This window comes from Pseudomonas sp. PB106 (assembly GCF_009764645.1).
GTDB lineage: Bacteria > Pseudomonadota > Gammaproteobacteria > Pseudomonadales > Pseudomonadaceae > Aquipseudomonas.
This window is the reverse complement of the sequence record NZ_RWIM01000173.1, coordinates 20163-29984: the sequence shown is the minus strand read 5'-3', so window position 1 is coordinate 29984 and position 9822 is coordinate 20163. Positions and strand designations below refer to the sequence as shown.

The following is a 9822-nucleotide window of genomic DNA, read 5'->3' as shown; positions in this document are numbered from 1 at the left end:
CCTTCGCTGCGGGATCGATCCGGGCGCAGCGCCTACGGTTTGCTTCGCTGCACCTCCTCTCGCTGTGTTTGGCTGCGCCAAACGGTCGCTGCGCTCCCACGCCCGGATCAATCCCTCCACTCAGCCTTCCGACGTCGCCGGTGGATCAAAATCAAAATCAAGAGCAGCAGCCGAGCTAACGCTCATCCTGTTGAGTGGGGCGGCTGCGCCGCGATTCCATGTAGGAGCTGCCGCAGGCTGCGATCTTTTGATTGTAAGAGCTGGCTTGCCAGCGATGGCGGCCTACGAGCCGACCAATCTTTATCAGATGTATTCAATCCCTGTGGGAGCGAGCTTGCTCGCGAATGCGGCCTGACAAACCACATCGAACTACCAGAGCAATCTCCGTCTCTTTCTGTCTTTAAACGTAATCCTCAGAGTTCGTTTAAATTACACAAACCGTTACGCCACGAGCCCTACAACACCTTGCGCCGTTACCTACGCGTACGCCAGAATCCGCCGGCTTACACGACCATAGCGCGGGCTATATCGTTTCCCTGCCACTGCCCATCAGTGGTCGGGTTTAGTAGCCCGTATGGTTTTAGTAAGTGCATAGGTCCCATTAAGTCAGGCGCATTTGCCTGCACTCAATGGTGGCTGTGCTCAGGGCGCTTTCGAGCGCGCCGGTCTTGCTAATTCCTCCGGTCTACTAACCTGCGCACAGCCGCCACCCCTTCTTTTAGTAGAGAACGGTCGCGGCCCTTGTTCAGGAATTAGATATTTATGTTCAAAGCCACGCCAAACCCTCCGGGCACTGACGCAACCTCTCACGACCCAGTGCTTGAGTCTCAAAAGACAAAAGAAGCAACCGATCGCGCCCTCGACTACTACCTCCGACCCGAAGCACTGGCAGCCCCGCCAAGCTCGCCCAAGTTTCGCCCCGTCTATCTCGTCGACCCCACGCTGGATGACGAAACCCTGCTGGTCGAGGCGAGCGAGTCGCTTTCATACGCCCATGCCATGGCCGGCAATATCGCCAACTCAATCGGCGGCCCGGAGCGCAAACCGCTGCTGGCGCTGCAACAGGTGATCATGCTCAACGAACTGTTGGTCAATCGGCTGCTCGATAAGCTGAAGTTGCCTCAGTAATTTCGCCGGCTGTTATGGCCTCATCGCGAGCAGGCTCACTCCTACATTGGATCTGCGGTGATCACAGATTGTGAACCCGACAACGATTCCCTGTAGGAGTGAGCCTGCTCGCGATTACGGCCTGCCTGACTCAAAAAAGCCCAGATCAAAACAAAAAACCCGGAAGCTCTCGCTATCCGGGTTTTTTGTTACCGCCAGTTCAATCAGCGGTTAAACCGCTCCACCAACGAGTACTGCGTATTCGCCGTCTTGGTCAGCTCTTCACTCAACAACGCCGAGTTGTGCGCCTGTTCCGAGGTCTGATCCGCCAGCTCCGAAATATTGCTGATGTTGCGGCTGATCTCCTCAGCCACCGCACTTTGCTCTTCGGTCGCTGCAGCAATCTGCGTGGTCATGTCGGTGATGTTGGCCACCGCTTCGCTGATCCCGACCAAGGCCTGATCCGCTTCCAGCACTCGCGCCACACCTTCTTCGGCCTGGCGATGCCCGGCTTCCATGGTTTGCACAGCGCTGGATGCAGTCTGCTGCAGCTTGGCGATCAGGGCGTGAATCTGCCCGGTCGATTCGCTGGTGCGTTGCGCCAGTTGACGAACTTCGTCAGCTACGACGGCAAAACCACGGCCCATCTCGCCAGCACGCGCGGCTTCGATCGCGGCGTTCAGAGCGAGCAGGTTGGTCTGGTCGGCGATGCCTTTGATCACGTCGACCACACCGCCGATTTCGTCGCTGTCCTTGGCCAGTTGGGTCACGGTCAGGCCGGTTTCGCCGACCACCACCGACAAGCGCTGAATGGCTTCGCGGGTTTCCCCGGCGATGTCACGACCGCGACCGGTCAGGCGATTGGCTTCCTGGGTGGCGTCAGCGGTGCGCTGTACGTGGCTGGCGACTTCTTGCGTGGTCGCGGCCATCTGGTTGACGGCGGTGGCGACCTGTTCGGTTTCTACGCGCTGACGTTCCAGACCCGTAGAGCTGTTGTGCGCCAGAGCGTCGGACTGCTTGGCCTGATCGGTCAGGTGCTCGGCCGTGTCCTGCAGACGGGTCAGGCAGGTTTTCAGGCGCGCTTCCTGGCTGAGGATCGACATTTCCAGACGCGCCTGCGCACCACGGCTGTCGGTGTACATCTGCGCGATCAACGGGTCAGAGGTGGTCTGCTCGGCCAGGCGCAACAGACGCTTGAGCCCGCGTTGCTGCCATTGCAGGCCCATCAGGCCCAGCGGCACCGACAAACCGGCGGCCAGGGCGAAGCCCCACTGCGAGTTCAGGGTCGCGCCGATCACGAAGCTCAATTGACTGACCAGAATGAACGGCAGCCAGTCCTGCAGCACCGGCAGCCATTTATCGCTGGACGGGACCGCCGACTTGCCTTGGTTGATGCGTTGGTAGAGCGCTTCGGCGCGGCGGATCTGTTCGGCGGTGGGTTTGATCCGCACCGACTCGTAACCGACCACCTGATTGCCGTCGAACACCGGTGTCACATAGGCGTTAACCCAGTAATGATCACCGTTCTTGCAGCGATTCTTGACAATGCCCATCCATGGCAAGCCTTGTTTCAGTGTGCCCCACATGTGCGAAAACACCGCAGCCGGCACGTCAGGGTGACGGACCAGGTTGTGCGGCGCCCGGATCAGTTCTTCTCGCGAAAACCCGCTGATTTCGACGAACGCGTCGTTGCAGTAGGTGATCACGCCCTTGGCGTCGGTTGTGGAAATCAACCGCTGCTGAGCCGGGAAAGTCCGTTCGCGTTGTGTAATGGGCTGGTTGTTACGCATGGTTTTTCAATCCGCAAGGCTTTGAAAGGTTGTCGGCGCTGACAGCTTTTTATTGAAGTTTTTTTTCAATAATCGGCACAGCGTCGCAAAACGGCGCTTGCTTCAGCCGGCGAGCATCGGATAGGTGAACAGGCCGAAATGCAGCAGATTGAGGCCAAAATGCGTGGCGATTGCCGCGCCAAGTCCGCCAAAACGATAGGCCAGACCATAGCCGACACCCGCCAGCCCTGCCAGCAGCACCCAGGTCCAGCCAGCGCCGGCGTGCACCAGGCCAAAGATCAACGAGGCGAGCAGCAGCGCGAGGTTTTCACCGTAAGGCAGATGCTTGAAATGACGACTGAGGCCGCCCTGTATATAGCCGCGAAACAGCGCTTCCTCGACCAGCGTCACCAGCAGCAAATTGTTCAGCACCCACAGCCACGCCTGATCCGGCCATTTTGGCGCCCAGTCGATCACGCCGAGCAACAACGCGCCGCCGAGGGCGAGGATCGCGCTCAAAGTCAGTGCGAGGGCAGTGGCGTAGACCGTCAGCCGCAACGAACGCCGGGCGACAATCCACGGGCAGAGCAGCAACAGCCAGAAGCCTATCAGCGGTTTGTCGAGATTGAGGTACATCGAATACCGTACCGCGTCGTCGCTGAACCGTTGCGGATCAATCGCCCGGCCGTTGGCGAAGCCCGGCAGCCAATGCAGGGCCAACGCTACAGCGAGGACGATGAACAGGCCATGACCGAGGAAGCGCGCCACCGGCACTTTTTGCAGATGCACGGCGAAACCGGCGAACGCCAGCAGCGCAATGGAGATCAGTGCCAGCCAGCCGAGTTGGCCGAAACTCAGCGCCAAGCCGTAGCCGAGGCTGAGAAGTGCCAGATAGAGCCATGGCAACGCCTTCATCGAAAGTCCCTGTGCAAATTTTGTGGAAGGCTTTCTACACGGGTGGGGCCGGGGGGACAAGTGGAGGGGAGGGAGGAAACGGGGGCATCACACAAACCTGTGACCAACCTCGTTACCTGTGGGAGCTGGCTTGCCAGCGATGAGGCCTGCTCAACCGACATCTTCATCGACTGTTCTACCGCTATCGCTGGCAAGCCAGCTCCCACAGGGTTTTATGGGTGACTGAGGAATCAGCGCAGATTCAGTTTTGCCGCAGCTCGCTCGGTAATTTCCGTGCGCAGCTTCAGCGATGGCGCGGCGCGCAAACGAGCTTCATCGACAATCGCGCTCGGCGCGGTGTCCGGGTTACCCGAATCAAACGGCGGCGCCGGGGCATATTCCAATTGCAACTGGATCAGTTGCGCCGCGTCGGCACCCACCAACTCTTCAGCCAGCACCAGAGCGAAATCAATCCCCGCCGTGATCCCGCCGCCGGTAAACAGATTGCCGTCACGCACCACCCGATCCTTCACCGCGATCGCGCCCAGCGTCGGCAGCAGATCGTGATAAGCCCAATGCGTGGTCGCGCGTTTGCCCTGCAACAGACCTGCCGCGCCGAGCACCAGCGAACCGGTGCAGACGGAAGTCACGTAACGCGCCTGAGCGGCCTGACGCTTGATGAAGTCCAGTGTCACTTCATCCTCCATCAATGGCCCGACGCCACCGCCACCCGGCACACAGATCACGTCCAGATTGGGGCAATCCTCGAACGTGGTGGTCGGTTTCAGCAGCAGACCGGTGCTGGCGGTGACCGGCATCAAATCCTTCCAGATCAGATGTACCTGCACGCCCGGCAACGAGGCGAGCACGTCATAAGGCCCGGTCAGGTCGAGTTGCTGAACCTGGGGAAACAACAGAAAACCGATCTGCAGCGTCATCGTTCTTACTCCATGAAAAGGGGTGGACGGCTTCACTGTAGGCGCGTAGGTTCTGGCGCATACGCCAATAACCCCACGAATTACGCCAAATGCCCAAAGCCATTCACGTACTCGCGTTTGCCAACATGCAGATCCTCGACGTCACCGGGCCGTTGCAGGTGTTCGCCTCGGCCAACGACCTCGCCCGGCAGCGCGGCTTGCCGATGCCTTATGCGCCGAGCGTGATTGCCAGCGGTGGCGGGGCGGTCATGTCGTCGGCAGGCTTGGCGGTGTTGGCCGAGCCTTTACCGCACGCGGCCAGCGATACGTTGATCATTGCCGGTGGCTGGGGCATTTATCCTGCCGCTGAAGATGTGTTGTTGGTGGATTGGGTGCGCGAACACGGCGCCAAATGTCGACGTGTGGCTTCGGTCTGCACCGGCGCGTTTCTGCTGGCCGCCAGTGGCTGGCTCGACGGCCGCCGCGTCGTCACCCACTGGACCCGGTGTGAACAACTGGCGCAGCAACACCCGAAACTGCAAGTCGAGGCCAATCCAATTTTCATCAATGACGGCCCGGTCTGGACCTCGGCAGGTGTCACCGCCGGCATCGATCTGGCTTTGGCGATGGTTGAAGAAGATCTGGGCAGCGACATCGCACTGGATGTCGCCCGCCATCTGGTGGTGTTCCTCAAACGCCCGGGCGGGCAATCACAGTTCAGCGTGACCTTGTCGCTGCAGAACCAGGGCAATCGCTTTGATGAGTTACATGCGTGGATCGCCGAGAACCTCACCTGCGACCTCGGCGTCCCGACCCTTGCCGAACAAGCCGGCATGAGCGAACGCAGTTTCGTCCGCCACTACCGCGCCGACACCGGCCAGACCCCGGCGCGGGCGATCGAACTGATCCGCGTCGAAACGGCGCGGCGCTTGCTCAGTGATACCGGTCTGCCGGTCAAACGCATCGCCGCCAATTGCGGGTTTGGCAGTGAAGAGACGCTGCGGCGCAGTTTTCTGCGGGCGATTGGCGTGACACCGCAGGCGTATCGGGAGCGGTTTTCGGTCGGCGTTGCGACAGATTCACTCATTTCCTGATGCTTTCCTGCGGAGCTTCTTCAGGCATGTTGTGACCGACCCCGTCCAGCACAATGGCATTCGAAACCCTGGCTCATCCGATAGACTGCGCGAGCCTGTCGCCGACTCACTTCAAGGACGATGCATGTCATTCAAACCGTTGGTTGTATTGCTGGTCATGGTCACGCTGCTGGCCGGCTGCATTTCACAACCGCCGCCATTACCGGACACGCCGCAGCGCCATGAATTGATGGAGCGCATTTTTGCCAAATCCACGATCGTGGTGTCGCTCAAGCAAATTGATGCCGACGCCGCTGCCCATCCAGAAAAGCAGCCGCCTCCGGTTAGCGCGGATGAAGCGTTGGCGACGCAAAAGAAAGAGATGAATGTCGACCTGCCGGCCGCCTATTGGCAGCAGCGGCGTGAATACCTCGTCCAGTTCCTGGACGCCAAAGAAAAAGGCATGGCCGCCGGCATGGCGACCTATAAAGAGAAATACTTCGACCAGTTGTCGCGAGCGCAAACACCTATGCTTGCGGCACTGGCCAACGCGCCACGCATGGACGCGATGCCGCAGTTGCCATTGGTGTTGCCGAACGATCGACAACTCGCTTTCGTCTACATGATTACGATGGCGGAAGTGGCTTTTGCGCAGATCAACAAGTACACCCAAGACATGATCGACTTGGACGCGCAATACAACGTGTGTGCGAAGACCAAGGATTGCTTCCGTCCGGACTGGCGCACCGCAGACGCTAAACCTCCGCTTCCGTAACCTGGTTGAAATACTTGCTCCGATCCGGCGTAAACGTCACGACCATCTTCGTCCGCGAACAGGTCAGGGAACGCTCCTGGCTCAAATCGATATCCAGATCCTCGCCACGCAAGCCTTGCCACTGCGCCAGGTATTTCAACGAGCCGTACTTTTCGTTTTTCTTCAGGCTGCGGCTCACGCCACCTTTCCAGCCGAGCACTGGCAGTTCGTCGGCGATGCAGCTTTGGGCGAGATCGGGGAAACGGGCGGCGCGCTGGCGGCCGATTTCCCAGCATTTGATCAGGCCCTTGTCGGCGGCTTCCCAGAGTTGGGCGCGGGTCAGGCCGGTGCGAAGAGGGGAGTCGATGCTGCGCTGGATGTGCTGGGGCATTCTGGTTCCTTGAATTCGGGTTTTGTGGACAGCTCCGCTGTGCCCGTTGACGAGGATGGTAGGGGCGGATGTCACTACTGGCAACAAGGTATTTCAGGGTGTAAGTGCAAGTTGCAGGGGGGGACTCGCTGCTCGAATTTTGAGCGTTTGTAAGCCATTGCCGCGCAGACGGGGCTTTCGCGCCAGTACGCGTAAGCGGGGGCCTGGTTTTGCGCGGCGGCTCCGGAAACTTCCCACAACCTTTGACGACAATTACGGCTGCCACTCACTCTTTTCCCCACTCAAGCGCCGATCCAGGAAGCTCGCGGCACTGATCAGCGCCAGATGCGTCAGCGCTTGTGGCGTATTGCCCAAATGCCGGCCATGGCTGTCGAACTCCTCGGCGTACAGACCCAGTGGATTAGCGTAGCGCAGCAATTGCTCGAACTCCAGATGAGCCTTTTCCACTTGGCCGGCGCGGGCCAGGCATTCGACGTACCAGAACGAGCACGCGGCGAACGCGCCTTCGGTGCCGGACAGGCCGTCGATATTGGCGTCATCATTGCGATAGCGATAAACCATGCCATCGCGCACCAAAGTCTTTTCGATGGCCGCAAGGGTCGACAGCCAGCGCGGGTCCTTGGCGCTGACGAAACGCACCAGCGGCATCAGCAGCATCGAGCCGTCGAGCGCCGTGCCACCCTTGTACTGGACGAAATGACCACGTTCTTCGTTCCAGAAGTTGTCCCAGATGTCGGCGTAAATCGCTTGTCGGGTCTGGTCCCACTGCGCGAACGGGGCGGGCAGCGAACGCTTGGAGGCCAAACGAATGGCCCGGTCCAGCGCCACCCAGCACATCAGCCGCGAATGCAGAAAATGATGCTGCTCACCGCGCATTTCCCAAATGCCTACGTCCTTGGTCTGCCACGTCTCACAGACTTGGTCGACCACTTCGCGCACATGTTTCCAGCCTTCGTGGGAAATTGCGTCGCCGTATTTATTGACCAGGTACACGGCGTCCATCAACTCGCCGAAGATGTCGAGTTGGACTTGATCGTAAGCACCATTGCCGATGCGCACCGGTTGCGCACCACCGTGACCGGACAGGTGGGTCAACTCGGTTTCCGGCAATTCCTGCTGTCCGTCGATGGCGTACAAAATATTCAACTTCATCGGCTTGCCGCAGCAATCGCTGACCCGCCCGCGTAACCAGCCCATGTAGGCGTTGGCTTCGCCGACAAAGCCCAGGCGCATGAACGCGTACACCGTGAACGACGCATCGCGGATCCACGTATAGCGATAGTCCCAATTGCGTCCGCCGCCAGGCGTTTCCGGCAGGCCGAAGGTGGCGGCGGCGAGGATCGCGCCGTGTTTGCGCGACGTCAGCAGTTTCAACGCAAGGGCTGAACGGTTGACCATTTCGCGCCAGCGTCCGCGATAGATCGACTGGCCGACCCAGTCGCGCCAGAACTTCAATGTGCGTTGCATGCACAGTTGCGCGGCGCCTTCTTCGAAGCGCGGATCGTCTTCGCCGCCGAGCATGAACGCGGCGGTCTGATCCTGTTTCAAGGTAAACGACGCCACTGCCGCCTCGGCATCAATGTGCAACGGCTGATCCGAGGTCAAACGCATCGAGGGCTGGCCATCGGCACTGAAAATCACCGCTTGCTGGTCCATCCGCGCACGGGTGTCGGCGCGGGCGTAGTCATGGCGCACGGCGCAACACACATGGAAAGTTGCTTCGCCGCTGACCACGCGAACCCGGCGCATCAGCAGCGGCAAGTCGTCTTCGTTATCGGCCACCGGCAGCAGATCAGTGATTTCGACCACCGCGCGTTCGCTCAGCCAACGGGTTTGCAGGACGTTGGTGTCGGGCAGATAGATTTGCTCGCGGCGCGCATCGGGCAAGTCCGGCGCCAACTGGAAAATCCCCGCGTCGGGCGTGTCCAGCAGCGAACAGAAAATCGACGGACTGTCGAATTCCGGCCAGCAGAAAAAATCGACGCTGCCGTGATCGTTGACCAGTGCTGCGCTGCGCATGTCGCCAATGATGCCGTGGGCATCGATCGGGCTTTGTCGTTCCAGGTGATGCTCAGCCATTGCCGCGAAACTCCGGATAGAGGCTCATGCCGCCGTCGATGAACAGGGTGGTGCCGACGATGTAGTCGGAGGCGTCGGAGGCGAGAAACACGACCGCGTTGGCGACGTCTTCGACATCACCGATGCGGCCATAGGGGATCAAGTCCAGCAGCTTTTCGCCGGCAGCGCCTTCGGTGGCGTCCTTATTGATTGCTGTGCGAATCGCCCCCGGCGCAATGCCGTTAATGCGAATGCGTTGATGGCTGACTTCTTGGGCGAGGGTCTGCATCAATTGATCGACGCCGCCCTTGGACGCGGCGTAATTAACGTGCCCGGCCCAGGGAATGCGCTGGTGCACCGAACTCATGTGAATGATCTTGCCCGCCGCACGGGACACGCCTTCGCGAATGCCCTGGTGATTGAAGATGCGCAGGGCCGCACGGGCGCAGAGAAATTGGCCGGTGAGGTTGACGCCGATCACCGCGTTCCAGTCGTCGAGGGTCATGTCCATCGCCGCCGCGTCTTTCTGCATCCCGGAATTGGCGATCAGAATGTCCAGTGAGCCAAAGGCGTCGAGGGTCTGCGCGAACAGTCGTTCGACTTCATCTTCTTTCGAAACATCGGCACCGACGGCCAGCGCTTGCCCACCGTCAGCGATGATCTGCCGTGCCAACGCTTCAGCCGGTTCGGCCTGACGGTTGTAGTTGATGACCACGGCGGCGCCGGCGGCGGCCAGGGCTTTGGCGGCGGCATGGCCGATGCCGGAACTGGCGCCGGTGATCAGGGCTACTTGTCCTGTGAGGGAGATTTGCATGCAGGGTCGCGCCTTGAGTCGAGGACTTATCTAGCTGACTGACAG

General features: G+C 60.0%; 10 protein-coding genes. 4 read left to right on the top strand and 6 right to left on the bottom strand.

All coding sequences use genetic code 11. The features are described 5' to 3' along the window. Positions 1-355, top strand: a 355-nt coding sequence (locus EJA71_RS27440) for a hypothetical protein (protein ID WP_218576489.1), incomplete at its 5' end; no start/stop codon positions are given. Between the two features lie 407 nt (positions 356-762). Then, on the top strand, positions 763-1128 hold the full coding sequence (locus EJA71_RS22290) for a DUF6124 family protein (RefSeq protein WP_158959687.1): 366 nt from the start codon (positions 763-765) through the stop codon (positions 1126-1128). A gap of 203 nt (positions 1129-1331) precedes the next feature. On the opposite strand, the gene EJA71_RS22285 is transcribed toward EJA71_RS22290, so the two are convergent. From EJA71_RS22285 to inhA, 3 genes are all read right to left on the bottom strand, one after another. After that, on the bottom strand, positions 1332-2897 hold the full coding sequence (locus EJA71_RS22285) for a PAS domain-containing methyl-accepting chemotaxis protein (RefSeq protein WP_158959686.1): 1566 nt from the start codon (positions 2895-2897) through the stop codon (positions 1332-1334). A gap of 102 nt (positions 2898-2999) precedes the next feature. Beyond that, positions 3000-3791 carry a CPBP family intramembrane glutamic endopeptidase gene (locus EJA71_RS22280; RefSeq protein WP_158959685.1) on the bottom strand — a complete coding sequence of 264 codons (792 nt, stop codon included), beginning with the start codon at positions 3789-3791 and terminating at the stop codon, positions 3000-3002. 230 nt (positions 3792-4021) lie between these two features. Further along, positions 4022-4708 (bottom strand): isonitrile hydratase, encoded by a 687-nt coding sequence (gene inhA / locus EJA71_RS22275; protein WP_158959684.1) that lies wholly within the window; start codon positions 4706-4708, stop codon positions 4022-4024. 89 nt (positions 4709-4797) lie between these two features. On the opposite strand from inhA, the gene EJA71_RS22270 reads away from it, so the two are divergent. Further along, positions 4798-5781, top strand: coding sequence for a GlxA family transcriptional regulator (locus EJA71_RS22270; protein WP_158959683.1), 984 nt, complete (start codon positions 4798-4800; stop codon positions 5779-5781). A 124-nt stretch (positions 5782-5905) separates the two neighbouring features. Then, positions 5906-6535, top strand: a complete 630-nt coding sequence (locus EJA71_RS22265; RefSeq protein WP_158959682.1) for a hypothetical protein — start codon at positions 5906-5908, stop codon at positions 6533-6535. Here the strand turns inward: EJA71_RS22265 and EJA71_RS22260 are convergent. The 3 genes from EJA71_RS22260 to EJA71_RS22250 all read right to left on the bottom strand — a co-directional run bounded on the left by EJA71_RS22260 (position 6516) and on the right by EJA71_RS22250 (position 9777). Further along, complete coding sequence (locus tag EJA71_RS22260) at positions 6516-6905, bottom strand: hypothetical protein (RefSeq protein WP_158959681.1); 390 nt, start codon at positions 6903-6905, stop codon at positions 6516-6518. The two genes, EJA71_RS22265 and EJA71_RS22260, sit on opposite strands and share 20 nt — an antisense overlap. Positions 6906-7157: 252 nt before the next feature. Beyond that, positions 7158-8984, bottom strand: coding sequence for a glycoside hydrolase family 15 protein (locus tag EJA71_RS22255; RefSeq protein WP_158959680.1), 1827 nt, complete (start codon positions 8982-8984; stop codon positions 7158-7160). Next, complete coding sequence (locus tag EJA71_RS22250) at positions 8977-9777, bottom strand: glucose 1-dehydrogenase (protein WP_158959679.1); 801 nt, start codon at positions 9775-9777, stop codon at positions 8977-8979. The genes EJA71_RS22255 and EJA71_RS22250 overlap by 8 nt, the downstream gene beginning before the upstream one ends. Positions 9778-9822: the final 45 nt, after the last annotated feature.